Below are 25,620 nucleotides of genomic sequence, written 5' to 3'. Positions count from 1 at the left end.
AAGGCGACTGCCGTGTCCCCCCACACGACGTCCATCCCCCGGTTCCTTGACGCGGTGCGCCCGGGCCGCACCCACTGGCTGGAGCTGCCGCCGCACCGGACCAGCGTCAGAAGCGCCCGTCATGCCCTGCGGGCGCGGCTGGAGTCGTGGCAGGCACCCGACGAGGTGTGCGCGAACGCCGTCCTGCTCGTGTCCGAGCTGGTGACCAACGCCGTGCTGCACACGCTCAGCGCGCGGATCCTGTGCGGTGTCGGGCTGCTGCCCGACGAGCGCTTCCGGCTGGAGGTGCACGACGGCGACCTCTCGGGCCGCGGCATCCCCGACCGCAGCCCCGGCCTCGACGACGAGAACGGCCGCGGCCTGCTGCTCGTCCGGGAGATAGCGGAGAGCTGGGGCATCACCCGCTCGACCCTCACCGGCGGCAACGCGGTGTGGGCGAGCCTGGCGACGCCGTAGTGACGAGCCTGGCGACACCGTAGTGGCGAGCCTGGCGAGGCCGTCGTAACGAGCCTCAGAACCCCAGCTTGCGCAACTGCCGCGGATCCCGCTGCCAGTCCTTCGCGACCTTCACATGGAGGTCCAGGAAGACCGGCGTGCCCAGCAGGGCCTCGATCTGCTTGCGGGACTTGATGCCGACGTCCTTCAGGCGCTTGCCCTTGGGGCCGATGATGATGCCCTTCTGGCTGGGGCGCTCGATGTAGACGAAGGCGTGGATGTCGAGGAGGGGCTTGTCGGCGGGGCGGTCCTCGCGGGGGAGCATCTCCTCGACGACCACGGCGATGGAGTGCGGCAGCTCGTCGCGGACGCCCTCCAGCGCGGCCTCCCGGATCAGCTCCGCGATCATGACCTGCTCGGGCTCGTCGGTCAGATCGCCCTCGGGGTAGAGCGCCGGGCCCTCCGGCAGGAGCGGCACGATCAGGTCGGCCAGCAGGTTCACCTGCTTGTCCCCGACCGCCGACACCGGGACGATCTCCGCCCACTCGAAACCGAGCTCCTTGCCGAGCTGGTCGATCGCGATGAGCTGCTCGGCGAGCGTCTTGCCGTCCACCAGGTCGGTCTTCGTGACGATCGCGATCTTCGGCGTCTTCTTGATGGACGCCAGTTCCTTCGCGATGAAGCGGTCGCCGGGGCCGAGCTTCTCGTTCGCCGGCAGGCAGAAGCCGATCACGTCGACCTCGGCCCACGTCGTGCGCACGACGTCGTTCAGCCGCTCGCCCAGCAGCGTGCGCGGCTTGTGCAGACCCGGGGTGTCGACCAGGATCAACTGCGCGTCCGGGCGGTGCACGATGCCCCGCACGGTGTGCCGCGTCGTCTGCGGCTGATTCGCCGTGATCGCCACCTTCTGGCCGACCAGAGCATTCGTGAGGGTGGACTTGCCCGCGTTGGGACGGCCCACGAAGCAGGCGAAGCCAGCCCTGTGGACAGCTTCGGCCGGCTCTTCGGATGACTGGGTACGAACGCTCATGGCGCCCATTCTCCCTGATCCACAGAGCCCCGCCGCACAGGCGCCCGAACGCCGCCCGGCCGGTGAGCTCCAGGAAACCCTCACGCAACGAAACGTCACGGAAACACACCCGTACGCAACCCGAAACGGATGCCGGTGAACCTCTGACGAACCCCCGGAGCCCCACCCCGTTGGAGACACCGTGTCCCTGGCCGCCGCAAGCGCCGACACCGGCGACACCGCCTGGCTGCTCGCCGCCACCGCCCTCGTCCTGCTGATGACTCCCGGACTGGCCCTCTTCTACGGCGGCATGGTCCGCACGAAGAGCGTGCTCAACATGCTGATGATGAGCTTCGTGTCGATCGCCCTGGTGACGGTGGTCTGGCTGGCGGCCGGGTTCTCCCTCACCTTCGGCGAGGACGCCGGGGGCGGTCTCATCGGCGGCCTCGACCACATCGGCATGAGCGGCATCGGCCCGGACAGTGTCCAGGGGACCGTCCCCACGCTCCTCTTCGCCACCTTCCAGCTCACCTTCGCGATCATCACGGCCGCCCTGGTCAGCGGCGCGGTCGCGGACCGGGCGAAGTTCGGGGCGTGGCTGGTGTTCGTGCCGGTGTGGGCGCTGCTCGTATACGTTCCGGTCGCGCACTGGGTGTGGGGCCCGGGTGGCTGGATCCTGGAGAAGCTCGGCGCCCTCGACTTCGCGGGCGGGCTGCCCGTCGAGATCGTCTCCGGCGCCTCGGGGCTCGCGCTGTGCCTGGTCCTCGGCCCGCGCATGGGCTTCAAGAAGGACTCCATGCGCCCGCACAACCTGCCCATGGTGATGCTGGGCGCGGGTCTGCTCTGGTTCGGCTGGTTCGGCTTCAACGCCGGGTCCGCCCTCGGCGCCAACGGCCTCGCGGCCGCGGCCTTCCTCAACACCCTCGCCGCGGGCTGCACCGGCCTGCTCGGCTGGCTCTTCGTCGAGCAGAAGCGCGACGGCCACCCCACCACCCTGGGCGCGGCGTCCGGCGCGGTCGCCGGCCTGGTCGCGATCACCCCGTCCTGCGGTTCGGTCTCCCTGCTCGGCGCCCTGGTCGTCGGCCTCACCGCCGGCGCCGTCTGCTCGTACGCCGTGAGCTGGAAGTTCAAGCTGAACTACGACGACTCCCTGGACGTCGTCGGTGTCCACCTGGTCGGCGGTGTCATCGGCACGCTCCTCATCGGCGTCTTCGCGGTCGACTCGATGACCGGCGGCGCGGAGGGCCTCCTCTACGGCGGCGGCCTCGCCCAGCTGGGCAAGCAGGTGGTGGCCGTGGTCGTGGTGGCGGTGTACGCCTTCGCCGTGACGTACGGCATCGGCAAGCTGATCGATGTCACCCTGGGCTTCCGCGCGAGCGAGGAGCAGGAGCAGACCGGCTTGGACCTTACGGTGCACGCCGAGACCGCCTACGATCACGGGGTCCTGGGCCACGGCGCCCCGGTCTCCTCCTCCGTCGTCCCCCACGCCCAGAAGGTCACCCCCCAGGCATGAAGCTCATCACCGCGATCGTCAAGCCGTACCGCCTCGACGAGGTCAAGAACGCCCTGCAGGAGCTCGGCGTGCACGGCCTGACCGTGACCGAGGCCAGCGGCTACGGCCGGCAGCGCGGCCACACCGAGGTGTACCGCGGCGCCGAGTACCAGGTCGACCTGGTGCCGAAGGTCCGTATCGAGGTCGTCGTCGAGGACGCGGACGCCGAGGCCGTCATCGACGCGGTCGTCAGGGCCGCGCACACCGGCAAGATCGGCGACGGGAAGGTGTGGGCGCTGCCCGTCGACACCGTCGTACGGGTGCGGACGGGCGAGCGCGGCCCCGACGCGCTCTGACACCGGGGCCGCGCCGCTTCGATCTCAGGACCCTCAGTCGAACACGAACGGGCCCGGCGACTGCGGCCCGGTCGCCGTGCAGGTGATGGTGATGCCGAAGACGGTCATCTTCAGCGAGCCGCCGAAGGCCTCCAGGCTGTCGCCTGAGGCCACGGTGCCGCTGAGGGGGCCGACCTCGACGGGTGCGCCGGCGGCCATCGCCGGGTTCTCGGTGCCGGTGAAGGCGACGGTGCCGCCGCCGGACTTCACCAGGGTGAGCGAGGACGTGATCGAGTCCGCGCCCAGGGCGATCGGCGCGGTGATCGCCGAGGACTTGACGGTGACGGTGGCGGCGGTGCCGTTCTGCGTGGCCGTGAGCGTGGCCTCGCCACTGCCGAAGGTGCCGCAGTCCGCGCTGATCGTCGCCGTCTGGGGGGTGACGGCGAGGGCCGCGGGGGCGAAGGCGAGTCCGGTGACCGCGAGGGCCCCGGCCGCCAGTGCCGCACCTGCTCCGATTCGCTTGCATCTCATGGGATTCCGGCTCCGTTTCCGTGGGGGGGGGGTGGACCGCTCGGCACATGGATGCGGACACACTGCCGAGAGTCGAACCTGACGGTCCGTCGGAACTGACGGTTCCATTGATGCGTGTGGGGCAGGCGGCGGCAAGGTTGAAAACTGGCCTAATTACCGCCGGTTACAGCGAAGTTCGGCCAACCCGTCAACCGGCGGTCACGGTGGCCCTGACCGTCCCGTCGGGCCCGGCCACCAACACCGGCGTCTGCGCCCCGCCGAGATCCCGTACCGCCGCCCGGTCCTCGGCCGACGGCGACTCCGCCTCCGTCACGACCGCCGCCGCCTCCAGGGACGTAGCGCCCGAGGCCACCGCCATCGCCACCGCCGTCTGCAGGGCGCTGAGCTTCAGGGAGTCGAGGGCCACGGTCCCCGCGACATACGTACGTCCGGTCTCGTCCCGTACGGCCGCCCCCTCGGGCACGCCGTTGCGGGCCCGCGCGGAGCGGGCCAGGGTGACGATCTTGCGGTCCTCGGGGTCGAGCGCGCTGCTGTCGGTCATGATCCGAGCATACGGAGCGACCGCCCCGGCCCGGTCTCAGGGCCGGTCGAGGCGCAGGCGCTCCGCCCGCGGCAGGCCCGCGACCACGAGGTCGTAGGAGTCCTCGACGAGCTCCCGGACCAGCCGGTCCGGGAGTCCGCCGTCGGCCGTGACGGTGTTCCAGTGGCGCTTGTTCATGTGCCAGCCGGGGACGATCAGGCCCTCATGCTCGCGGCGCAGCCGGATCGCGTCGTCCGGGTCGCACTTGAGGTTGACCTTCAGCGGCCGCACGTCGAGATGCGACAGGGCGAACAGCTTGCCCTGGACCTTGAAGACCGAGATCTCCGGGCTGAAGGGGAAGTCCTCCACCGCCGCGTTGAAGGACAGGCAGAACGCGCGCAGCTCCTGCGGGGTCATTCCGGCTGCTCCTCCCGGGCGGCGTCCGCGGGCTCCACCGGCTCCGCGAGCACCGTCACGATCTTGTTGCGGCGTCCGGCCGCGGCCTCCGCCGTCAGCCGCAGTTCCCGGCCGTCGGGCAGGCCGACCACGGACGACGCGCCCGCGATGGGGACCCGGCCCAGTGCCTTCGCCAGCAGACCGCCGACCGTCTCCACGTCCTCGTCGTCGAACTCCTCCAGGCCGTAGAGGTCGCCCAGGTCGCCGATGTCGAGCCGGGCGGTGACCCGGAAGCGGTCCTTGCCGAGGTCCTCCACCGGCGGCAGCTCGCGGTCGTACTCGTCGGTGATCTCGCCGACGATCTCCTCGAGGATGTCCTCGATGGTGACGATGCCGGCGGTGCCGCCGTACTCGTCGACGGCGACGGCGACGTGGTTGCGCTCCTTCTGCATCTCGCGCAGCAGGTCGCCCGCGTTCTTGGTGTCCGGCACGAAGAACGCCGGGCGCATCGCCGTGGACACCTGCTCGGACTCCGCCTCGCGGCTGATGTGCGTCTTGCGGACCAGGTCCTTCAGATACACGATGCCGACGATGTCGTCCTCGCTCTCGCCGGTCACCGGGATGCGGGAGAAGCCGGAGCGCAGGGCGAGGGTGAGGGCCTGGCGGATGGTCTTGAACCGCTCGATGACCACCAGGTCCGTGCGCGGGACCATGACCTCCCGCACCAGGGTGTCGCCCAGTTCGAAGACCGAGTGCACCATGCGGCGCTCCTCGTCCTCGATGAGGGACTCCTTCTCGGCGAGGTCGACCAGCGCGCGCAGCTCCGCCTCGGAGGCGAAGGGGCCGCGGCGGAAGCCCTTGCCGGGGGTGAGCGCGTTGCCGATGAGGATCAGCAGCGACGGGACGGGGCCCATGATCCTGGCCAGGGGCACCAGGACGTACGCGGAGAGCGTCGCGGTGTTGAGCGGGTGCTGGCGGCCGATGGTGCGCGGGGAGACGCCGACGGCGACGTACGACACGAGGACCATGACCGCGATGGCGACCAGGAGGGCCTCGGTGGTGTTGTCGAACTCCATCAGGCAGCCGTAGGTGATCAGTGCGGCGGCGGCCATCTCGCAGGCGACGCGCACCAGCAGCGCCACGTTCAGATAGCGGGTCGGGTCGGCGGCGACCTGGGAGAGCTTGGCGCTGCCGCGGCGGCCGGAGCGGACGGCCTCCTCGGCGCGGAAGCTGGAGACGCGCGCGAGGCCCGCCTCCGCGCAGGCGGCGAGCCAGGCCACGACGACCAGGGCGATGGCGCCCAGGGCGAGTTGCGGATTCATCGGCGGCGCTACGAGACCGTCGGTGCCGGGGAGGGCCCGGTCAGGCCCCGCTCCGAGCGCCAGCCGTCCACGATGGCCGCCTGGAGGCCGAACATCTCGGCCTTCTCGTCCGGCTCCTCGTGGTCGTAGCCCAGCAGGTGCAGCACCCCGTGGACGGTGAGCAACTGGAGCTCCTCGTCCATGGAGTGCTGCGTGTCGGCCTCGGCGCCCTGCTTGGTGGCGACCTCGGGGCAGAGCACGATGTCGCCGAGGAGCCCCTGCGGCGGTTCGTCCTCGTCCTTGGAGGGCGGGCGCAGCTCGTCCATCGGGAAGGACATGACATCCGTGGGGCCGGGGAGGTCCATCCACTGGATGTGGAGCTGCTCCATGGCGTCGGCGTCCACGACGATGACCGAGAGCTCGGAGAGCGGGTGGATGCGCATCCGCGCGAGCGCGTAGCGGGCGATGTCGAGGATCGCCTGCTCGTCGACCTCGGTGCCGGACTCGTTGTTGACGTCGATCGACATGGTGTTGTGCTTGTCTACTTCCCCTTGTGCACGGACTTGCCGCGGCTCTTGTGCCCGCCGTTCTGGGTGCCGTGCTTGGTGTCGTACTGCTCGTACGCGTCGACGATACGGCCCACCAGCTTGTGCCGGACCACGTCCTGCGACGACAGCCGGGAGAAGTGGACGTCGTCCAGGCCCTCCAGGATGTCCTGCACCTGCCGCAGACCGCTCTTGGTGCCGTCCGGCAGGTCGACCTGCGTCACGTCACCCGTGATCACGATCTTCGAGTCGAAGCCGAGGCGGGTGAGGAACATCTTCATCTGCTCGGGCGAGGTGTTCTGGGCCTCGTCGAGGATGATGAAGGCGTCGTTGAGCGTCCGGCCGCGCATGTACGCCAGCGGCGCGACCTCGATGGTCCCCGCCGCCATCAGCCGGGGGATGGAGTCCGGGTCGAGCATGTCGTGCAGCGCGTCGTAGAGCGGGCGCAGATACGGGTCGATCTTCTCGTAGAGCGTGCCGGGCAGGAAGCCGAGGCGCTCTCCGGCCTCGACCGCCGGGCGGGTCAGGATGATGCGGTTGACCTGCTTGGACTGCAGGGCCTGCACCGCCTTGGCCATCGCCAGGTACGTCTTGCCGGTGCCGGCGGGGCCGATGCCGAAGACGATGGTGTGCTTGTCGATCGCGTCCACGTAGCGCTTCTGGTTGAGCGTCTTGGGCCGGATCGTGCGGCCCCGCGAGGACAGGATGTTCTGTGTGAGCACCTCGGCCGGGGTCTCCTGGCCGTCGCTCTCCCCGTTCTCGCTCGCCTTGAGCATGGCGATCGAGCGTTCCACTGCGTCCTCCGTCATCGGCTGCCCGGTGCGGAGCACGAGCATCATCTCGTCGAACACGCGCGAAATGAGGGCGACGTCCGCCGGGTCGCCGGTCGCGCTGATCTCATTGCCCCGGACATGGATGTCGGCCGCCGGGAAGGCCTTCTCGATCACGCGCAGGAGGCTGTCGCCGGACCCCAGCACGGTCACCATGGGGTGCTGGGCGGGGACGGTGAGCTGCGCTCTCGCCTGCTCCTGCGCGGGGGTGTGAGCTGTCGATGATTGAGTCATGGGCCGGCGCTGAAGGCCTGCGGTTCCTCCTCGTCACGGCCGCGTAGCTGAGGGCGGCCTCGCGATTCCAAGGGTACGACGGGGGACTGACAACGCCGTAGGGCTTTTAGGTGTGGGGTGGGAAACGGGGGCGCCTGCGCCGCTCGCCTCGGCTCGCTCACGCCGAGCGCCGGAACCCGATCGTCGGCACGGCACGCCGCAACGGCCAGGGCCTGACCAACTTCTCCGGCACCAGCCCCGCGAGGAACCCGTACCGCCGCAACGCCGTCGCCGACTGTCCCTGGACCGACTGCACCTTCCGCCACCACCCCGCGATCTCCGACCACCCCGGCGCCGACAGCGACCCGCCGAACTCCTGCACCGACAGCGCCGCGGTGAGCCCGGCGAAGGCCAGCCGGTCCGCGAGCGGCCAGTCCGCCAGCGTCGCGGTCACGAACCCGGCGACGAACACGTCCCCGGCCCCGGTCGGGTCGAGGGCCTCGACCTCGATGGCCGGGACCTCGGCGGTCTCGCCCGTACGCCGGTCCACCGCGTACGCGCCGTCCGCCCCGAGGGTGACCACCGCGAGGGGCACGTACTCGGTCAGGGCGTGCGCGGCGGCCCGGGGGCAGTCGGCGCCCGTGTAGCGCATGGCCTCCTGCGCGTTCGGCAGGAAGGCCTCGCAGTGCCGCAGGTCGGGCAGGGCCGCCAGGTCCCACGCGCCGGTGTCGTCCCAGCCGACGTCGCCGAAGACCCGGGTGCCCTTGCTCGCGGCCTGGGCGATCCAGGGCGCGCTCACGCCCGGGGCGAGGGAGGCGACGGCGGCACGGGCGCGGGGCGGGCACTCGGGGGCCGGTTCCTCCGGGGGCGGCTCATGGCCGTGCGAGACCATCGTGCGCTCTCCCTCGTAGGCCATGGAGACGGTCACCGGGGAGTGCCAGCCGGGCACCGTGCGCGACGGGGAGAGGTCGATGCCCTCGCCGTGCTCCAGGGCGTCCCAGCAGTAGTCGCCGTAGTGGTCGTCGCCGAAGGCCGCCGCGAGGGACGTGCGCAGGCCGAGGCGGGACAGGGCGGTGGCCATGTTGGCGACGCCGCCGGGGCTCGACCCCATCCCGCGTGCCCAGGACTCGGTCCCGCGCACCGGGGCGGAGTCGAGCCCGGTGAAGATGATGTCGAGGAAGACGGTGCCGGTGAGATAGACGTCCCAGGGCGGGTCGTCCGGCATGCGCAGCGGGGCGAGGGGATCGACCTGGGTCTGGCGGTGCGATCCCTTTCTCGGGCCCTTTCCGGCCGGGGCGGTGGACGCGATCACGGTGCGCTCCCTGACGTGGTGCGGATCAGGCCAGTCTGCACCACACCACCGACAACGTGACGCCGATCACGCCGGACCCACCCGTTCCGTCAGCTCACGCCGAGGCCCGCGCGCCCCTTGCGCCCTGCCCTACCAGCGGGGCATCGAGGGCGTCACCCACTCCGGGTCGGCGATCCGCATGGCCGCCGCGTCGTCGCGGTCGCGCAGCGCTCCGTCGTCGTCCAGCCAGCGCCGGTGCAGTTCGGCGAGGCGCTCGCGGTCGAGTTCCACGCCGAGGCCGGGCGCGTCCGACACCGCGACCTTGCCGCCCTCGAAGGTGAGCCGCTCGGTGAGGACGTCCTCCGACTGCCAGGGGTAGTGGGAGTCGCAGGCGTGGTGGAGGTTCGGGACGGTGGCCGCGACATGGGTCATCGCGGCGAGCGAGATGCCCAGGTGGGTGTTGGAGTGCATGGACACGCCGACGCCGAAGGTGCGGCAGACGGCGGCGAGCTGCTGGGTGTTGCGCAGGCCGCCCCAGTAGTGGTGGTCGGAGAGGACGACCTGCACGGCGCCCTTGGTGAACGCCTCCTTGATCTCGGCGAAGGTCGTCACACACATGTTGGTGGCGAGCGGCACCCCGGTCCGCTCGGCGACCTCGGCCATGGCGGGCGTGCCGAGCGCGGGGTCCTCCAGGTACTCCAGGACCTCCCCGAGTTCCCGGGCCACCTCGACCGACGTCTCGACGGACCAGGCGCCGTTGGGGTCGAGCCGCAGCGGATGCCCGGGGAACGCCTCGGCCAGCGCCCGTACGGCGGCGATCTCCTCGGCGGGCGGGAAGACGCCGCCCTTGAGCTTGAAGGAGGTGAAGCCGTAGCGCTCCTTGAACCGCCGGGCCTGTTCCACCACCCCGGCCGGGTCGATCGCGGCGCCCCAGTCGTCCTTCTCGGCCGGGATGCCCTCCGGGTGGTCGGCCCACTTGTAGAACAGGTAGGCGCTGTACTCGACGGCGTCGCGCACCTTGCCGCCGAGCAGCGCGTGCACGGGCAGTCCGAGGGCCTTGCCGAGGGCGTCGAGGCAGGCGACCTCGAAGGCGGAGACGACGGACAGCCGCAGCTTGTCGGCGGTCTGGACGCCGCGCAGCCCGCCGACGTCGACGGCGTTCTCGACCCGGGAGCGGTCGACGGCGACCTGGTCCGCGAGGGTGAACAGGCCGTTCAGATCGCTGACCTGGTGCCCCTTCAGCCGCTCGGCGAAGGGACGGGCCAGCTCCAGGTACTTGGCGTCGCCGTAGGTCTCCCCCACGCCCGTGATCCCGTCGGCCGTGACGACCTCGACGATCAGCCGGGGCGTGTACGGCTGGTGCACGCCCTGCGTGTTCAGCAGGGGCGGGTCGGCGACCAGGATCGGCGTCAGCCGTACGTCCGTGATGGCGAGGTTCACAGGGTGGCTCCTACGAGGTCGAGGCCGGTGCTCAGCAGGGCGGAGAGCTCGGCGAGGTCGCGGTCGGAGGGGTCGGTGAGCGGGGCGCGGACCGGCCCGACCCGGTGGCCGCGCAGCCGGGCCGCCGCCTTCACCAGCGACACGGCGTACCCGGGGACGCGGTCGCGCAGTTCGACGAGCGGGACGTAGAAGTCGCGCAGCAGCTTGTCGACCGTGCCGTGGTCACCGTCGCGCAGGGCGGCGAAGAAGGCGTCGGCGATCTCGGGGGCGAAGGCGTGCACGGCGGAGGAGTAGGCGGGGACGCCGACGGTGGCGTAGGCGCGGGCCTGGATCTCGGCGGTGGCGGCGCCGTTGAAGAACAGGAAGTCCTCGGGGGCGGCGAGGGTGAGGCGCTGCAGCCGGTCGAGGTCGCTGTGGCCGTCCTTGAGGCCGATGACGTGCGGCAGGGCGGCGATGCGCTTGAGTGACTCGGCGGTGAAGGCAACCTGGCCGCGCTGGTAGGCGATCAGCGGCAGCCGGGTGCGGGCGGCGATCTGTTCGAGCTGGGCGACCAGGCCGTCCTGCGGGGCGGCGACCAGGTAGTGCGGCAGCACGAGGAGCGCGTCGGCGCCGGCGTCCTCGGCGATGCGCGCGAACCGCACGGCCTGCGCCCAGCCGTATCCGATACCGGCCACGACGGGGACGCGGCCCGCCGCCTCCTCGACGGTGATCGTGACGACCTGCCGGTACTCCTCCTCGTCCAGCGAGAAGAACTCGCCGGTGCCGCAGGCGGGGAAGACGGCGCCGGGCGAGGCGGCGAGCCGCTCCGCGACGTAGGCGCGGAAGCCGTCCGGGTCGAGGGTGCCGTCGTCGCGGAAGCTCGTCAGCGGGAACGACAGCACGCCACCGGCCATGCCGTCCCGCAGCCGCCGCGCGACCGCTTCCGGTCCAGCGCCAGCGCTCACGGTCATCTCCTTATGTAGACGTCATCTATATATGAGAATGGCGGTTGGATACGCGAACGTCAACCGCCCGGGCCCGCCCGATTACGATCGGCTCATGTCAGACACAGGGGGCGTCCGCGAAGTGAAGTCCGCGGCGCGCACGGTCGAGCTGCTGGAACTCCTCGCGGCACGCGGCGACCGCCCGGCCCGGCTGCAGGAGCTGGCCGACGAGCTCGGCGTACCGCGCAGCTCGATGTACGCCCTGCTCCAGACCCTGATCTCGCACGGCTGGGTCCGCACCGACGTCACCGGCTCCCTGTACGGCATCGGCATCCATGCCCTGCTCACCGGCACGAGCTACCTCGACTCCGACCCCCGGGTGCGGGCCGTACGGCCGCATCTCGACGAGGCGTCCGAGGCGCTCGGCGAGACCATCCACATGGGGCGCCTGGACGGCCGGGACGTGGCCTATCTGGCGACGCGGGAGTCGCACGAGTACCTGCGCACGATCAGCCGGGTGGGACGCCGGCTGCCCGCCCACGCCGGGGCCCTGGGCAAGGCGCTGCTGGCCGAACGCCCGGACGAGGAGCTGCCCGAGGGGCCGTACGAGGCGCTGACCCCGAACTCGCACACGAGCCGGGAGTCCCTGGCGGCCGACCTCGCGCGGGTCCGGGCCCGCGGCCACTCCGTGGACCGGGAGGAGGGCGTGAGCGGGATCGTCGGCTTCGGATTCGCGCTGCGCTACGACTCCCCCGCACTGGACGCGATCAGCTGCTCCGTCCCGGTCGCCCGGCTCACCCCGGAGCACGAGGAGAGGATCGTCGCCGTGATGCGGGAGATCCGGGCGAAGGCCGAGGCGACGGTCCCGGCGGGGCCCGGATCGGTGCACTGGCGCTAGCGGGAACACCCGCCGCCACCTGGCGAAAGGCGCTCGTTTACCCGGGCTTCACCACGCCAAACACAACGTGATCCAGATCACGCTCTCTCAGTTCACGCGTTCGACTGCTTGCTTGATACAAATTGCCCGCGCGTTCCTGTCCGTCGACGGTCGTCGCCCCTCCCCCCTCTTCCCGCTCCTTTCGCATGCCCTGGGAACGCCCGTGTTCGCCCCCCGCACCACTCCCTGGTCCCTCGTCGCCCTTTTCACGGCCGGGTACCTCGCTCCGTATCTGCTGCCGACCACCGTCGGCAGGCTCGATTCGGGCCTTCCGCTCTCCGCCACACAGGCCGGCGCCGTCGGCAGTGCGCTGCTGCTGAGTTCGGCCGCCGCCGGATTCGTCCTGGCCTCACGGGTCGAACGGATCGGCGCCCGCACCCTCGCCCGCATCGGACTCGCCCTGGCCCTGATCGGCTACGGAGGCGCCGCCCTCACCACCACTGTCCCGGCCGTCGTCGCCGGGGCCGTCCTCGGCGGCTTCGGCTCCGGCACGGCCACCACCGTCGCCGCCACCCTCATCGCCGGACAGCGGGACCCGCACCGGGCCTCCACCGCCGGGCTGCTCACCGTCTCCGCCCTCGCGGGTGCCGTGTATCTGACGGTCCCGCACCTCGGCCCGGGGCACGGCCTGCCGCTGGCCGCGATCGCCCTCACGGCCCTGGTCGTATGGCCGCTGACCGGCCGTCTCCCCGCCCGTGTGCCCGCCGCGCCCACCCGGCACGACAAGGCCCGGTTGCCGCACGCCCGTTCGGGACTGGTGCTGGCCGCCGCCATGCTGTGCTGGTCGCTCGCCCAGAACTCCCTGTGGGGCGTGAGCGGCCGGATCGGCCTCGACCAGGCCCACTTGAGCGAGGCCACCGTCGGTGCCGTCTTCGCCGTGGCCCTGGGCGCAGGCCTGACCGGCGTCCTGGCGGCGGGCGCGCTCGGCGCCCGGCTGGGACGTGCCGTGCCCATCGGCGCGGGCACGGTCCTGATCGCCGGCTGCATCACGCTCAGCGCCTCCTCCAGCGACCTGACGAGCTTCGCGACCGGCGAGATCGCCTGGAACACGATGTACCCGGTGGTGCTGTCGTATCTGATCGGGCTCGCCGCCTCGCTCGACCCGCGCGGCCGCTGGGCGGTGCTGGTCGGCTCGGCGTCCTCGCTGGGCACGGCCGCCGGACCGCTCACCGGCAGTGTGCTGTCGGCGCAGGCCGGGTTCCCGGTCATGGGCGCGATCCTGGCCGCCGGGCTGCTGGTCATCGCCGTGCCGATGACCGCCGTCGCCCTGCACACCGGCGGACGCCCGCTGCTGCCCGGCGCGATCCGCCGCCGCGGCGGCCACCCGGCCGCCCTGGTAGCCGCCGCCACGGGCACGCCCAGCGGCGCGGTCCCCGAGATCGGCGCCCCGGAACAGCCGGTCGTGGAGATCCCCGTGGAGGCCGCGGCGATTCCCACCCAGCGGGCCTACGACAAGGCAGGACCCCGGCAGGCGGGTGCCTCACCGGGGTCCGGAGCCCTGTAGCTCTGTAGCTCTGTAGCTCTGTAGCTCTGTAGGTCAGCCGAGAGAGCCACGGGCGCGTCGGTACACGACCCAGCCCGTGGCCGCCAGGGCCGCCGCCAGCGCGGCCACCGTCAGGACGGTGACGCCGGTGGAGGCGAGGCTGCCGGAGGACCCGGTGGCCGACGTCCCGGTGCCGCCACTCGTACCGCCGGTGCCGCCCGTCGTGCCGGTGCCGCCGTCCGTACCACCGCCTCCGGTGCCACCGCCGGTGCCGCCCCCGGTACCCCCGCCGTTTCCGTCGTCGGTGTCCACCGGGTCCTGGCCGACGAAGGCCACCGGGACCTTGACGTCCTGGGAGCGGTCGCCGGAGAGGGTGTGGTCGGCGCGGGTGGCCAGGACACAGGTCGCCTTGAAGCAGTCGGTGTACTCGTCCTTGGCGTCCACCGTCAGCTCGACCTCGAAGGTGCCGCCCTTGCCGTACGGGGTCGCCAGCTCCTCCCCGTAGTCCGGCGGGTTGGAGGAGATCCAGGCCGAGGAGTGCGAGGTGCCGGACATGTCGACGCCGCCGATGCACGGAGTGGGCAGTTCGCCCTCGCCGTTGTCGACGCACAGGGCGACGTAGACGCCCTTCTTCTCGTCGTAGCCGGAGCCGGTGATCTTGAGGGTCTGGTCCTCGGTGGAGAGGTGGTTGACCGGGGTGACGGTGAGCTTCTGCCCGTTCGGACCGGTCACGGTCCTGGTGCCGGACGGCTCGGTGTCCTCACCCCCGTCGCCGCCCCCGGGACCGCCCCCGGCCTCCTTCACTGTCAGGGTGATCGGGGAGGTGCGGGTGGTGCCGGCGGTGTTCTTGAACTCGGCGCGGTACCGGTAGCCGTTCTGCCCCGCCTGCGCCGTGAAGGAGTACGAGGTGCGTGTCGCGCCCTCGATCGCGGACCAGGTCTGGCCGCCGTCGGTGCTGACCTGCCAGCGCACGGTCGGTCCCGGAGTGCCCTCGGCCGCCGCCACGAAGGTGACCTTGTCGCCCGGGGCCACGGTCTGGTCGGTCGGGGCCTGGGTGACCTTGGGCGAGACCCGGCGGTCGAACCGGAGGACCGAACTCTCCGCCTGGTGGGTGAGATAGACGGAGGCGGCACCCGGGGTGACGGCGACGCCGCCGAAGCCGCCCGCCAGGCTGCCGGGCAGGGCGACGGGCAGGGCCGCCTGCTGGAAGGTGGTGCTGTCGTACACCTCCAGGACGCCGTTGTTGTCCGCACCGTCCTCCGCGCTGCCGTAGTCCTCACGGAGGAGGAACGCCTCACCCGTGGTCTTGTCGAAGGCGACCGCGGTGGGCCGGTCCTTGCCCTTGAGGGTGGTCAGGAGCTTGGCGTCCTTGTCGTAGACGAGGACCGAAGAGCCCGTCCCCACCCAGACGTTGCCGGTCTCGGGGTCCACCTCGACGAAGGCGAGGATCTCCCCGGGCAGGACGGCTTCGGCGGTCACGGCGAGAGACCCGGCGTCGATGCGGCGGAGTTTGCCGCCGGTGGCCTCGGCGGACCAGAGGGTCTTGCGGGCGGTGTCGGCCGCGAGGTCGCCGCCGCCGTCGAGGGTGACGGTCCGCTTGACGGCCCCGGTGGCGGTCTCCACCTCGGACAGGGTGGCGCCCTGGGAGATCAGGACGGTGTCCGTGCCGCTGCCCGGAGCGGCCCCGGTGACCGCGCCGCCGGGCGGCCAGACGCCCTTCGCGGCCGTGTCGCCGTCCTTGGCGGTGCCGATGCCGCGCACCGGGTACTGGAAGACGACCCCGTCACCGGCGAGCGGCGCGATGATCCGCTGCACGGCTCGGGGCTGCATCGTGCCGGTGGAGCCGGGGGCCTGGGCGACATGGCTGAGCAGCCTGCCGTCCTCGGGGTTCAGGACGTAGAGGCCCGCCTCGTTGACGTCGGCGGTGTCGGGGATGTTGTCGGAGCCGACGTACAGCTTCTTGGAATCGGGGTGCAGCAGAAGGGCGTTGGGGCGGCCGACGGTGGTGATCTCGGCGGAGCGCGTGTAACTGACGGTTCCGGCCGGGACGTCCACGCCGTCGCCGTCGCCGCCACCGGGCTCCTGGCCCTTGAAGGTGATCGGGATCCGGACGTCCTGGGAGCGGTCGCCCGCGGCCCGGTGATCGACGCGGGTGACGACCGAGCAGCCGACCTGGGTGCAGTCGAGGCCGCCGTCCTTCGCCTCGGCCTCGATCTCGACGTCGAAGGTGCCGCCGTCGCCGAAGGTCTCGGTGAGCGGGCCCTCGTTGGCATCGCCCTTGGGGACGATCCACTTCGAGGCCCCGCTGCCGCCGCTCTGGTCGGCGCCGCCGAGGCAGGGGGTGGGGATGCGGTTGTCGCCGTTGTCCTTGCACACGGCGACGTAGATGCCCCTGTCGGTGCCGTAGCCGGAACCGGTGACGCGCAGGGTCTCCCCGTCCGGGTCGAGGTTCGCGGAGGCGGAGACGGTGAGTCTCTGGCCGTTCTTGCCGAGGCCCGTCCTCGGGGTGTCGGCGGCCTGCGCGGCGGTGCCGGCGCCCACGGCGACCGAGGCGGCCACCAGGGCGGCGACGCCGAGCAGCGCCGCCGGGCGTCTGTGATGCATAAGCAGTTCCTCACTTGGTCGGGTGGGCCCGTACGGACGCCGAGGGCCGGGCCCCGGAGTGCCCCGGGGCCCGGCCTGTCGGTGGGTCAGTCAGCCGTCACTGGAAGGTGACCGGGACGTGGACGTCGTACTTGCGGTCGCCGCTGTCGAAGTGGTCGGCGCGGGTGACGACGGCACAGGTGACGTCCTCACCGCAGACCTGGCCGTTGTCGAGGGTGGCCTTGACGAAGATGTTCACGTTGAAGGTGCCGCCGGCGGTGAACTTGGAGCTGTTGGCGAACATGCCGCCGAAGGTGTTGTTCACCCAGTGCGAGGCGCCGGTGGAGCCGCTCTCGTCCTGGCCGCCCAGACAGGGGGTCGGCTTGGCGGCCCCCGGAGCGCCCGAGACCACGCACAGGCCGACGTAGATGCCCTGGCCCGGGTTGAAGCCGGAGCCGGTGACGTTGATGACCTGACCGGCCGCGGAGGCCGTGTTCGGGGCGGTCACCGACAGGTTGTACGTGGTGCCGCCGTCGGTGATGGTGCGGGTCGAGGTGGCGGCGGAGGCCGAGCCGGCCAGGCCCAGGGTGAGGGCGGCGGACGCGGCGACGGCCACGCCGGCACGGGCGGCGGTACGGGCGGAGAAGGCGGATCTCATGGGGTACGAGCCCTTTCTCATCGGTCGACCTCGCTGGTCGACAGCGAGCAAAGATTAGGTAAGCCTTACCTAACTAAGCAAGAGTCAATTCGCCGTACGGACCGTGAACTGCGCTACAGCGGCACCCTGTTGCCCGGTCACGGCCGACAACTCGACCGTGTGCCCGCCCTCGACGGCCGTGGCGTACACCGGGAAGGCCCGGGCGACACGGCCGTCCTCGTCGGCCACCGCCTGGTAGCGGGTGTCGCCGTCGATCGCCACGAGCACGACCGCGCCGGGCGCGAAGCCCTCGCCGGTGACCCGCTGTTCCTCGCCGGGAGCGAGGGCGGAGTGGGCGACGGAGGCCACGGGCGCGCTCGTTCGCTCCCGCTGAGGTTCGGGCGCGGGAGTGTCCGGGGTCGTGGGGGTCGGCGACGGCGGTACGTCACCGGAAGCGCCGTCCCCGGCCCCGGTCCCGGCCGTCACGTCCAACACCCCCAGCGCGTCCCCCGACGCGAACCGCTCCCCGCTCCAGTCGGACAGCAGCACCGCCCCCTCGTCCGTGAGGGACGCCCGCAGGCCGGTCCAGGTCATCCCGCCCGCACGGACGGCGGGTTCGGCGCCGCCCGCCGCGAATTCGGCGAGCGTCACCTCCTGGGCTCGTCCGTCACGTACGGCCCGGACATGCAGCGCACCGCCGTCCCCGCCGCCGCTCAACTCCAGCCGCAGGCCGCCCAGGACGAGGGGATCGCCCGGCCCGGCGGACCGTTCGAGACGGGCGATGCCGCCCAACTCGACCTCCGCCGCCCCGGTTCCGGGATCCGCGCCGCCTCCCGTCGCCGGGAACGAGGACCGATCGGCCGCCCCCTGTACGGCCGGCCGGTCCGCGGTCAGCGCGATCCCTCTGCCGGTGAGGCCGGGCACGTCCGTGTCCCAGTTCGCGTACCCTCCGGACACCTCGCGCGGAAGGGCCTCCCCCTCCTGCGCGGCCGCCGCGCCCGGCGACAGCACCGCGCACAGGGCGGCACCGACGGCCAGGGCGACGGCGCCGGGTCTTTTCGCCATCTTCGTATCCCCTTCCGGGACATGCCGTGCCGGGACGGCAGTCGAGTCAGCTCACGTCCGTGCGCCCGGCGACCCGGCGCCTGCGTGCCCAGAACCAGGTACCGGTCCCGGCGGCGACCAGCCCGCCCGCGGCCAGCCCGAGCGGCAGCGCGGCGGAGCCGGTACTGGCCAGTGGACCGCCGGAGCCCTCGTCGCCGCTCCCGCCGCCACCACCGCCGCCGTCGGAACTCCCCGTGCCGCCCCCGCCGGTCGTGCTCGCCCCGGCGGTCGCGCTCGGCGTCGCCGACGCACCGCCGTCCCCGGACGAACCGCCGCCGAAGGTCACCGGCACCCGGACCGTCTGGCTCTGGTCGCCACCGCGCGTGTGGTCGTTGCGCGTGATGACGGCACAGGTCACGCCGGTCTTCGTGCAGTCGGTGTTGGCGTCCTTGGCGCGCACCTTGAGTTTCACGCTGAAGGTGCCGTCGTGCCCGCTGCCGCCGTACGGCTTCGCCAACCCGTCCCCGTACGAGGGCGGGTCGGAGGAGATCCAGGCCGAAGCGCCGGACTCGCCGGACATGTCGACGCCGCCGACACAGGGAGTGGGGGTCTTGCCCGGGCCGTTGTCCACACAGAAGGCGACGTAGATGCCCTTCTCCGTGTTGTAGCCGGAGCCCGTGACGGTCACCGTCTCGCCCGCCGATTTCAGGCCGGAGGACTTGGAGACGGTGAGTTTCTGCCCCTCGGGACCGGTCGCCGAACCACCTGCGGCAACGGCCGGAGCGGCGGCCGAGAAGAGCAGGGCCGCGACGGCGCCCACTGTCCCCCAAGCTCCCCGATATCGGGCAACTTCCTTGCGGCGCAGGCCACTTGACGATGGCATGAAACACCCCCACCACGGATTATTAAGGTGAGCCTAACCTAAACTAACCGTCAATTGTGCGTCGCGAGAGAGGAAAAGTGGAGCCATGCTCAACTCAGCGAGATGCCGTCCCCCCGCCCGCAGGCGCACCCTCGCCGCACTCGCCCTCACCCTCGGACTGCTGACCGGCGCCTGCGGCTCGGGCGGCGGCGCATCGCCCTCGGGCGGCTCGGACGCCTCACCGGCCTCCGCGAGCGCCCGGGCCGCCGCGGCCGAGAAGCAGCTCGCGAAGAACACGATCGTGCCCCTGAAGGGCAAGGCCCCCACCCCGAAACTGCCGGTGACCGTCGACTCCTCCGACGGCCGGAAGGTCACCGTCGAGGACGCCTCCCGCATCCTGCCGCTCAACGGAGGCGTCGCGGAGATCGTGTTCACGCTGGGTCTCGGCGACCAGGTCGTGGGCCGCGACATCACCGCCACCTTCGCCGAGGCGAAGAAACTCCCCCAGGTCACCAAGGCGCACGATGTGAGCGCGGAGAGCGTGCTGTCCCTGCGGCCGACCGTGGTGCTCGCCGACACCGACACCGGCCCCGACGAGGCCCTTGAGCAGATCCGGGACGCCGGCATCCCCGTCGTCGTCCTCGACCCGGCGACGAAGCTGTCCGACGTCACCACGCGCACGACCCGTATCGCCGAGGCCCTCGGCGTCCCCGACGCGGGCAAGGCGCTCAACCGGCGGATGAGCTCCGACCTCGCCGCCGCCCGGGACGCCGTGCCCGCCGGCAGCAAGCCCAAGGTGGCGTTCCTCTACCTGCGCGGCAGCGCGGCCGTCTATCTGATCGGCGGCAAGGGCTCGGGCGCCGACTCCCTCATCGAGGCGGCGGGAGCGGTGGACGCGGGCACCGAAGCCGGCCTGGACAAGCCCTTCACCCCCATCACCACCGAGGCCCTCGCCCAGGCCCAGCCGGACGTCATCCTGATGATGTCCAAGGGCCTGGAATCGGTCGACGGCATCGACGGCCTCGTCAAGATCCCCGGCATCGCCCAGACCCCCGCCGGCATGAACCGCCGCGTCGTCGACGTCGAGGACGGCGTGCTGCTGGGCTACGGCCCGCGCACGCCGCTGGTCATCGACATCCTGGTGGACCGCATCCACGAGAAGTGAATAAACCGCACCGGACCTACAGGAAGGTGTAGGCCTCCACCTCGGCGAGATACCGCGCCCGCAGCTCCTCGTCGTCCTCCAGGAAGGAGGCGAGGAAGGAGTTGCGGGCGAGCTCGCGCAGCCGCTCCTCGCTGAGGCCGAGGGTGGCGCGCACGGCGTCGAAGTTCTCTCCGGCGTACCCGCCGAAGTAGGCCGGGTCGTCCGAGTTCACGGTGCACATGAGCCCGGCGTCCAGCATGGCGGGCAGGGGGTGGTCGGCGAGGGTGTCGACGGTCCGCAGCCGTACGTTCGACAGCGGGCACAGCGTCAGCGGCACCCGGTCCCGCACCAGCCGCTCCACCAGCGCCGGGTCCTCCACACAGCGCAGGCCGTGGTCGACCCGCTCCACGCCGAGGATGTCCAGCGCCTCGGTGATGTACTCCGGCGGCCCCTCCTCACCGGCGTGCGCGACCCGCCGCAGCCCGAGCGCGGCGGCGGCCTCGTAGACCTCGCGGAACTTCACCGGCGGGTGCCCGACCTCGGCCGAGTCGAGGCCGACGCCGGTGATCCGGTCCAGGTACGGCTTCGCCGCGTCCAGGGTCGCCAGGGCCGACTCGGCGGACTCGTCGCGCAGGAAGCACAGGATCAGCCGGGTCGAGACACCGTGGTTGGCCTCGCTGCTGCCCAGCGCCCGCCACAGCCCCTCGACGACCGTGCCGATCTCCAGCCCGCGGCTGGTGTGGGCCTGCGGGTCGAAGAAGATCTCGGCGTGCCGGACCCCCTGGGCGGCGGCGCGGGCGAGGTATGCGTTGGCCAGGTCCTCGAAGTCGCGCTCGGTGCGCAGGACGGCCATGAGCTCGTAGTACAGGTTCAGGAAGGACTGCAGGTCCTCGAACCGGTACGCCTCGCGCAGCTCGTCCGTGTCGGCGTACGGCAGCGTGACGCCGTTGCGCGCGGCGAGCTCGAAGGCGAGTTCCGGTTCCAGGGTGCCTTCGATGTGAAGGTGCAGTTCGGCTTTGGGGAGGGACATCAATTCATCGTACGGCTGATTCACCGACGCTTCGGAACCGGCACTCTCAGTAGATCGTGCGCGACGGTCAGCTCACCCTCGTAGCCGGCGGCCCGCGCCTGCCGCTCGAACTCCTCCGGGTCCGTGTACCGCTGACTGAAGTGGGTCAGCACCAGATGCCGCACCCCACCGTCCCGCGCCACCCGCGCGGCCTGCCCCGCCGTCAGATGCCCGTGTTCGACGGCGAGTTGCTCGTCCTCATCAAGGAAAGTCGACTCGATGACGAGCATGTCGCAGCCCTCGGCTAGCGCATACACCCCGTCGCACAGCCGGGTGTCCATGACGAAGGCGAACCGCTGCCCGCGCCGCACCTCGCTCACCTCGTCGAGCGCGACCCCGCCGAGCGAGCCCTCCCGCTGGATCCGTCCGACGTCCGGCCCCTTGATGCCGTGCGCGGCGAGCCGCTCGGGCAGCATCCGGCGCCCGTCGGGCTCGACGATCCGGTAGCCGTACGACTCCACGGGGTGCGACAGCTTCCGGGCGTCCAGCGTGTAGGTGCCCGTACGGGCGAGGGGCCCGTCGGCGGAGACGGGCGACTGGGTGATGTCGACGGTCTCGCGGTAGGCGGTGGCGTACCGGAGCCGGTCGAAGAAGCGCTGCCCGGAGCGGGGGTAGTGCGCGGTGATCTCGTGCGGCACCTTGTCCAGGTTGATGCGCTGGATGACGCCGGCGAGGCCGAGGCTGTGGTCGCCGTGGAAGTGTGTGACGCAGATCCGGTTCAGGTCGTGCGCGGCGACCCCGGCCCGCAGCATCTGGCGCTGCGTGCCCTCCCCGGGGTCGAAGAGGATGCCCTCGCCGTCCCAGCGCAGCAGGTAGCCGTTGTGGTTGCGGTGCCGGGTCGGCACCTGGCTGGCGGTGCCGAGGACGACGAGTTCACGTACGGACAAGGCGCACTACCCGGGGGGCCATTCGAGGCCGCGGCCGCCGAGCACATGGCCGTGCACGTGCCAGACGGTCTGGCCGGCGCCGCTGCCGGTGTTGAAGACGAGGCGGTGGCTGTCGAGCTTCTCCTCGTCGGCGACGGCCTGGGCCTCGCGGATCACGTCCGCGGTGAGGCCGGGGTCGGCGGCGGCGAGGGCGGCGGCGTTCTCGTAGTGCGCCTTGGGGATGATCAGGACGTGGGTGGGGGCCTGGGGGTTGATGTCGCGGAACGCGACGGTGGTGTCTGTCTGCCGCACGATGGTCGCCGGGATGGTGCCGGCGACGATCTTGCAGAACAGGCAGTCTTCCTGGGGCTCCCCTGCCATGTCTCCTCCGGAGGTTGGGCCGTGTGGTCCGACTTGGGCATCGTATCGTCGTCGGGTGCGGGTGCGTTGTGGCTGGTCGCGCCCACGCGGCGGAGCCGCAAATCGACACAGCCCCGCGCCCCTAGAGGGTTGGCACAGCCGGGGGCGTTTTTGCGGGACTGGCTTCCAGTGCCTCCAGTGCCAGGCGGATTGCCTCGTCCAGTTGGGTGTCTCTGCCCGCCGCGTAGTCCTGGGGGCGCTGGACGACCTCCACATCCGGGTCCACCCCGTGGTTCTCCACTCCCCACTCGTAGCCCTCCAGCCAGAAGGCGTACTTGGGTTGGGTGACGAGGGTGCCGTCGACGAGGCGGTAGCGGCTGTCGATGCCGATGACGCCGCCCCAGGTGCGGGTGCCGATGACCGGGCCCAGGCCCAGGGCCTTGATCGCGGCGTTGACGATGTCGCCGTCGGAGCCGGAGAACTCGTTGGCGACGGCGACGACGGGGCCGCGGGGGGCGTCCTCCGGGTAGCTGTAGGGGCGCATGCCACGAGGCACGGCCCAGCCGACGATGCGCCGGGCGAGTTTCTCGATGACGAGCTGGGAGGTGTGGCCGCCGCGGTTCTCGCGGATGTCCACGACGAGGCCCTCGCGGGCGACCTCGACGCGCAGGTCGCGGTGGATCTGGGCCCAGCCGGGCGCCTGCATGTCCGGGACGTGCAGATAGCCGAGGCGGCCGCCGGACTTCTCGTGGACGTAGGCACGCCGGTCGGCGACCCAGGCGTGGTAGCGCAGTGGCTCCTCGTCGGCGACCGGGACGACGACGGCGTGCCGGGGGTCTCCGCCGCCGGACGGGGAGATGGTCAGCTCGACCGGCTTGCCGGCGGTGCCGATCAGCAGCGGGCCGGGCCCGGCGACCGGGTCGACCGGCTGTCCGGCGATGGCGAGGATCGCGTCCCCGGGGCGTACGGCGACACCGGGTGCGGCGAGCGGGCTGCGGGCGTCCGGGTCGGAGGTCTCCGAGGGCAGGATGCGGTCGACGCGCCAACTGCCGTCCTCGTGGCGGGAGATGTCCGCGCCGAGCAGGCCCTGACGGGCGCCGCGGCCATAGCCGCCGCGCGGGGTGACATAGGCGTGCGAGGTGCCGAGTTCGCCCTGGACCTCCCAGAGCAGGTCGACCAGGTCGTCATGGGTGGCGAGGCGGTCCACGACCGGGCGGTAGCGGTCGAGGACGCCGGACCAGTCGACGCCGCTCATGTCGGGGCGCCAGAAGTGGTCCCGCATGATGCGGCCGTTCTCGTCGAACATCTGCCGCCACTCGGCGGCCGGGTCGACGAACTGGCGTACGCGGCCGAGGTCGACGGTGATGTTGGAGTCGCTGTCGTCGTCGTTCGAGGCGCGCCGGTCGCTGGGGACGACCTTCAGCCGCCCGTCGGTCCACAGCAGCACCCGCTTGCCGTCGCCGCTGACCTCGAAGTGGTCGGCGTCGACGGCGAGATGCTCGACCCGCTGCTGGGCGAGGTCGTAGCGCTCCAGCTCGGACTTGGGCTCGGGGTCGTCGGGGGTGGCCCTGGAAGCGCCGAGCACCCCGGAGACGGGGTGGCGCAGCCACAGGACGCCGTCCTTCGCGGCCCGCAGGTTGGAGTAGCGGGCGGCCTCGACCGGGAAGGGCACGATGCGGTCGGCGAGGCCTTCGATGTCGATGCGGGTGGTGGGGGTGCCCTCGCTGTCGGGGGTCTCCTCCCGGTCGGGCGTCTCGAAGGACCGGCCGTGCCGCTGCGGCCCGAAGGGCGACGGCGTGGTCGCCGCGAGCGTGATGAGATGCGGCCTCGCCCCCTCCACGAACGCCAGGTCGAAGACGTGCTCGTCGTAGACCGGGTCGAAGGAGCGGGTCGACAGGAACGCGAGGTGCTTGCCGTCCACGGTGAACGCGGGCGCGTAGTCCTGGAAGCGCAGCGGGGTGGCCTCGGTGACCGACAGGTCGGTGGTGTTGGCGAGCTTCAGCTGGCTCAGGGGACGCGGCCCGGGATGGGACCAGGCGAGCCATCCGGAATCGGGCGAGAAGACGAGCCCCGACACATCACCGTCCTCGCTGCGGTCCACCTCCCGCACCTCGCCCGTCTCCCGCTCGACGAGCAGCAGCCGCCCGTCGTGCGAGGCGACGGCCGCACGGCTGCCGTCGGGCGCCATGGCGAGGTCCAGCACCCGTCCGAGCTGCCCGGCGGCGAGCCGGCGCGGCGTCGCTCCCGGGGCGAGCCCGGTGGCGGGCGCGAACTCCAGGGCGTCGTCGCCCTCGGCGTCCGTCACCCACACCACCCACTCCTCGCCGTCGGCGCGGAAGGCACGCGGCTGGCGGGCCCGCACGCCGGGCGTGGCAGCGAGGGCGCGGGCGGGGCCGGCGCGGTGGGTGACCCAGTGGACGGAGCCGCGCACGGAGACGGCACTGCCGCGCGCGGTGTGGTCCGGGGACGCCGACCCGAACGACCGGGAGGCATGCAGCGGAAACGGCTGAAGATCGACGCGCTGTCCCCCCAGCCGCACATCCAGCCGACGCGGCTCGGCCCCGTCCAGATCATCGAGGACCCACAGCTCACCGGCGCTGGAGTACACCACCCGGGCGCCGTCGGTCGCCGCGTGCCGGGCGTAGAACCCGTCGAGCGGCGTGTGCCGCCGCAGATCGGCCCCGTCGGCAAGGGAGGAGTACAGCGCGCCGACGCCCTCGTGATCGGACAGAAAGGCGATCCGCTCCCCGACCCACAGCGGATACTCGACGTTCCCGTCCAGCTCCTCATGCAGCCGTACGAACTCCCCGTCCCCTTCCCGGTCGATCCACAACTTCCCCGCGCCGCCACCCCGGTACCGCTTCCACCAGGCGGCCTCACGCCCCATCGGCGCGGACAGCAGAACCACACTCGGCCCATAGGCGACATCACCGACGGGCCCGTACGGCAGGGTCGTGGCCGGACCACCGTCGAGCGGAACGGCACGCGCCCAACTGCGGCGCAGGCTCGCCTGCCCCTGGGTGCTGACGGCCAGGACCTCGCCCTCCGGCGTCCACCCGCGCACCTGGGTCTTCGAACTCCCCCAGTACGTCAGCCGCTTGGCCGGGCCGCCGTCGACCGGGGCGATATGCACCTCGGGAGCGCCGTCACGGGTGGAGGTCCACGCGACGGTGGTGCCGTCGGGCGAGATACGGGGCTGGGCCACCGGCACGTTGTCGGCGCTGACCCGCCAGGCCCGGCCGCCGTCGAGAGGGGCGAGCCACACGTCGTCCTCGGCGGTGAAGGCGACCAGGTCGCCGTGCACGTGGGGGAACCGGAGGTAAGCAGGCGATGCGGACTGAGTCACCCGATCACCCTATGCAGGGACGGCCCCA

The 25,620-nt window shown here is 71.9% G+C and carries 24 protein-coding genes; 6 read left to right on the top strand and 18 right to left on the bottom strand.

All coding sequences use genetic code 11. From position 1 onward, the window contains the following. Positions 1 to 12 precede the first annotated feature (12 nt). Positions 13 to 456: an ATP-binding protein gene (locus NNW99_RS25840; RefSeq protein ID WP_251057938.1), complete on the top strand. Its 444-nt coding sequence runs from the start codon at positions 13 to 15 to the stop codon at positions 454 to 456. Between the two features lie 55 nt (positions 457 to 511). Here NNW99_RS25840 and era read toward each other — a convergent pair whose 3' ends face one another. After that, entirely contained in the window at positions 512 to 1,474 is a 963-nt protein-coding gene (gene era, locus NNW99_RS25835; RefSeq protein WP_189723452.1) for a GTPase Era, read from the bottom strand. A 172-nt stretch (positions 1,475 to 1,646) separates the two neighbouring features. Here era and NNW99_RS25830 point away from each other — a divergent pair, with 172 nt between their 5' ends. Continuing rightward, complete coding sequence (locus tag NNW99_RS25830) at positions 1,647 to 2,957, top strand: ammonium transporter (RefSeq protein ID WP_215121500.1); 1,311 nt, start codon at positions 1,647 to 1,649, stop codon at positions 2,955 to 2,957. Beyond that, positions 2,954 to 3,292: a P-II family nitrogen regulator gene (locus NNW99_RS25825; protein WP_215121499.1), complete on the top strand. Its 339-nt coding sequence runs from the start codon at positions 2,954 to 2,956 to the stop codon at positions 3,290 to 3,292. Before NNW99_RS25830 ends, NNW99_RS25825 begins: the two co-directional genes overlap by 4 nt. Positions 3,293 to 3,325: 33 nt before the next feature. Here the strand turns inward: NNW99_RS25825 and NNW99_RS25820 are convergent, their stop codons facing one another. The 9 genes from NNW99_RS25820 to NNW99_RS25780 all read right to left on the bottom strand — a co-directional run bounded on the left by NNW99_RS25820 (position 3,326) and on the right by NNW99_RS25780 (position 11,288). Then, the gene (locus tag NNW99_RS25820) at positions 3,326 to 3,802 is read right to left on the bottom strand and encodes a hypothetical protein (protein ID WP_215121498.1); all 477 of its coding nucleotides are present in this window, start codon (positions 3,800 to 3,802) and stop codon (positions 3,326 to 3,328) included. Positions 3,803 to 3,989: 187 nt separating this feature from the next. Further along, positions 3,990 to 4,343: a cytidine deaminase gene (locus tag NNW99_RS25815; protein ID WP_215121497.1), complete on the bottom strand. Its 354-nt coding sequence runs from the start codon at positions 4,341 to 4,343 to the stop codon at positions 3,990 to 3,992. A 36-nt stretch (positions 4,344 to 4,379) separates the two neighbouring features. Continuing rightward, positions 4,380 to 4,739, bottom strand: a complete 360-nt coding sequence (locus NNW99_RS25810; protein ID WP_215121496.1) for an MmcQ/YjbR family DNA-binding protein — start codon at positions 4,737 to 4,739, stop codon at positions 4,380 to 4,382. Continuing rightward, the gene (locus NNW99_RS25805) at positions 4,736 to 6,040 is read right to left on the bottom strand and encodes a hemolysin family protein (RefSeq protein ID WP_215121495.1); all 1,305 of its coding nucleotides are present in this window, start codon (positions 6,038 to 6,040) and stop codon (positions 4,736 to 4,738) included. The genes NNW99_RS25810 and NNW99_RS25805 overlap by 4 nt, the downstream gene beginning before the upstream one ends. 8 nt (positions 6,041 to 6,048) lie before the next feature. Next, a complete protein-coding gene (ybeY, locus tag NNW99_RS25800) occupies positions 6,049 to 6,546 on the bottom strand; it encodes an rRNA maturation RNase YbeY (protein ID WP_184592507.1) in 498 nt (165 codons plus the stop codon). 14 nt (positions 6,547 to 6,560) lie between these two features. Further along, complete coding sequence (locus tag NNW99_RS25795) at positions 6,561 to 7,628, bottom strand: PhoH family protein (RefSeq protein ID WP_215121494.1); 1,068 nt, start codon at positions 7,626 to 7,628, stop codon at positions 6,561 to 6,563. A 157-nt stretch (positions 7,629 to 7,785) separates the two neighbouring features. Then, complete coding sequence (locus NNW99_RS25790; protein WP_215121493.1) at positions 7,786 to 8,919, bottom strand: carbohydrate kinase family protein; 1,134 nt, start codon at positions 8,917 to 8,919, stop codon at positions 7,786 to 7,788. A 129-nt stretch (positions 8,920 to 9,048) separates the two neighbouring features. Further along, entirely contained in the window at positions 9,049 to 10,338 is a 1,290-nt protein-coding gene (locus NNW99_RS25785; RefSeq protein ID WP_215121492.1) for a glucarate dehydratase family protein, read from the bottom strand. Next, the gene (locus tag NNW99_RS25780) at positions 10,335 to 11,288 is read right to left on the bottom strand and encodes a 5-dehydro-4-deoxyglucarate dehydratase (RefSeq protein WP_215121491.1); all 954 of its coding nucleotides are present in this window, start codon (positions 11,286 to 11,288) and stop codon (positions 10,335 to 10,337) included. Before NNW99_RS25780 ends, NNW99_RS25785 begins: the two co-directional genes overlap by 4 nt. Positions 11,289 to 11,376: 88 nt before the next feature. On the opposite strand from NNW99_RS25780, the gene NNW99_RS25775 reads away from it, so the two are divergent. Both NNW99_RS25775 and NNW99_RS25770 read left to right on the top strand, forming a co-directional pair. Then, entirely contained in the window at positions 11,377 to 12,159 is a 783-nt protein-coding gene (locus NNW99_RS25775; RefSeq protein WP_215121490.1) for an IclR family transcriptional regulator, read from the top strand. 202 nt (positions 12,160 to 12,361) lie between these two features. Then, entirely contained in the window at positions 12,362 to 13,702 is a 1,341-nt protein-coding gene (locus NNW99_RS25770; RefSeq protein WP_215121489.1) for an MFS transporter, read from the top strand. Between the two features lie 33 nt (positions 13,703 to 13,735). Here the strand turns inward: NNW99_RS25770 and NNW99_RS25765 are convergent, their stop codons facing one another. The 4 genes from NNW99_RS25765 to NNW99_RS25750 form a co-directional block, all read right to left on the bottom strand. Then, entirely contained in the window at positions 13,736 to 16,285 is a 2,550-nt protein-coding gene (locus NNW99_RS25765; protein ID WP_215121488.1) for an immunoglobulin domain-containing protein, read from the bottom strand. Between the two features lie 97 nt (positions 16,286 to 16,382). Further along, positions 16,383 to 16,922, bottom strand: coding sequence for a hypothetical protein (locus NNW99_RS25760; RefSeq protein ID WP_215121487.1), 540 nt, complete (start codon positions 16,920 to 16,922; stop codon positions 16,383 to 16,385). Positions 16,923 to 17,006: 84 nt separating this feature from the next. Beyond that, positions 17,007 to 17,966 (bottom strand): HtaA domain-containing protein, encoded by a 960-nt coding sequence (locus NNW99_RS25755; protein ID WP_215121486.1) that lies wholly within the window; start codon positions 17,964 to 17,966, stop codon positions 17,007 to 17,009. Positions 17,967 to 18,012: 46 nt separating this feature from the next. Then, positions 18,013 to 18,765 carry a hypothetical protein gene (locus tag NNW99_RS25750; RefSeq protein ID WP_251057937.1) on the bottom strand — a complete coding sequence of 251 codons (753 nt, stop codon included), beginning with the start codon at positions 18,763 to 18,765 and terminating at the stop codon, positions 18,013 to 18,015. Positions 18,766 to 18,913: 148 nt separating this feature from the next. On the opposite strand from NNW99_RS25750, the gene NNW99_RS25745 reads away from it, so the two are divergent. Further along, positions 18,914 to 19,972 carry a hemin ABC transporter substrate-binding protein gene (locus NNW99_RS25745; RefSeq protein WP_215121484.1) on the top strand — a complete coding sequence of 353 codons (1,059 nt, stop codon included), beginning with the start codon at positions 18,914 to 18,916 and terminating at the stop codon, positions 19,970 to 19,972. A gap of 16 nt (positions 19,973 to 19,988) precedes the next feature. Here NNW99_RS25745 and NNW99_RS25740 read toward each other — a convergent pair whose 3' ends face one another. The 4 genes from NNW99_RS25740 to NNW99_RS25725 all read right to left on the bottom strand — a co-directional run bounded on the left by NNW99_RS25740 (position 19,989) and on the right by NNW99_RS25725 (position 25,592). Further along, on the bottom strand, positions 19,989 to 20,981 hold the full coding sequence (locus tag NNW99_RS25740) for an adenosine deaminase (RefSeq protein WP_215121483.1): 993 nt from the start codon (positions 20,979 to 20,981) through the stop codon (positions 19,989 to 19,991). Positions 20,982 to 21,001: 20 nt separating this feature from the next. Further along, complete coding sequence (locus NNW99_RS25735) at positions 21,002 to 21,907, bottom strand: ribonuclease Z (RefSeq protein ID WP_215121482.1); 906 nt, start codon at positions 21,905 to 21,907, stop codon at positions 21,002 to 21,004. Positions 21,908 to 21,913: 6 nt separating this feature from the next. Continuing rightward, positions 21,914 to 22,267, bottom strand: a complete 354-nt coding sequence (locus NNW99_RS25730) for a histidine triad nucleotide-binding protein (protein WP_215121481.1) — start codon at positions 22,265 to 22,267, stop codon at positions 21,914 to 21,916. Positions 22,268 to 22,388: 121 nt separating this feature from the next. Continuing rightward, entirely contained in the window at positions 22,389 to 25,592 is a 3,204-nt protein-coding gene (locus tag NNW99_RS25725; protein ID WP_215121480.1) for a S41 family peptidase, read from the bottom strand. Positions 25,593 to 25,620: the final 28 nt, after the last annotated feature.

It is taken from the genome of Streptomyces sp. CRCS-T-1 (genome assembly GCF_024442335.1).
Classification (GTDB): Bacteria; Actinomycetota; Actinomycetes; order Streptomycetales; family Streptomycetaceae; genus Streptomyces; species Streptomyces koelreuteriae.
This window is presented reverse-complemented; position numbering and strand designations above follow the sequence as displayed.